Source organism: Vibrio sp. 2033, assembly GCF_033339735.1.
This window is the reverse complement of the sequence record NZ_JAWOVC010000348.1, coordinates 1-703: the sequence shown is the minus strand read 5'-3', so window position 1 is coordinate 703 and position 703 is coordinate 1. Positions and strand designations below refer to the sequence as shown.

Annotated in this window: 1 protein-coding gene; it reads left to right on the top strand. The window is 47.1% G+C overall.

Going from position 1 to position 703, the window contains the following annotated elements; genetic code table 11:
• Positions 1–703, top strand: a 703-nt coding sequence (locus tag R7P74_RS26515) for an alkaline phosphatase D family protein (RefSeq protein ID WP_318123634.1), incomplete at both ends; no start/stop codon positions are given.

Here is a 703-nt window from a genome sequence, read left to right as displayed (position 1 = left end):
AATGACACATGGAAAAATGGCGCCGAGAACCATCAGGATGATGAAGGTAGCTTTATCGACCGTCGAGCCGCCGCTGCGGCTGCATGGACTGAGTGGTTGCCAGTTCGTGAGAATACATTCTCAAACATGTTGATTTATCGTCAGTTCTCATTTGGCAGCTTAGTGAATCTCATGATGCTCGATACGCGCCTTGTCGGTCGTGATAAGCCGTTGGATTACTTCTCACTCAGTGCACCTACAATGGAAGCTATCGGTGGGTTAGTTGCTCAATCACGTAGTGCAGACAGAGAACTGCTAGGCACTGAACAACTTGCTTGGTTGATGAATGAATTCAACACGCACGATGCAAAATGGAACGTTTTAGGCCAACAAGTTTTGATGTCGCGAATGGAGCTACCAAGTTCAGTGATGACGGCGATGTTCCAACTGTTTACGTCAACAGAAGAGAAGAAAACAGAAGCTTTGTTGGCGGTCAATACAGCGATTACCGGTTATCTTGCCGATCCAAGTGCAGATCCCATTTCTCTGCCTTACAACCTCGATGCTTGGGATGGTTACTATGTCGAGCGTGAAAAAGTCTACCAACTGGCCAAAGCAAGTAGTGGCAATTTTGTGTGTTTAGCGGGCGATACTCACAACGCGTGGGCAAGTGAATTAAAAGATGTGTCAAACAATCCGATAGGGGTCGAGTTTGCGACGAGCT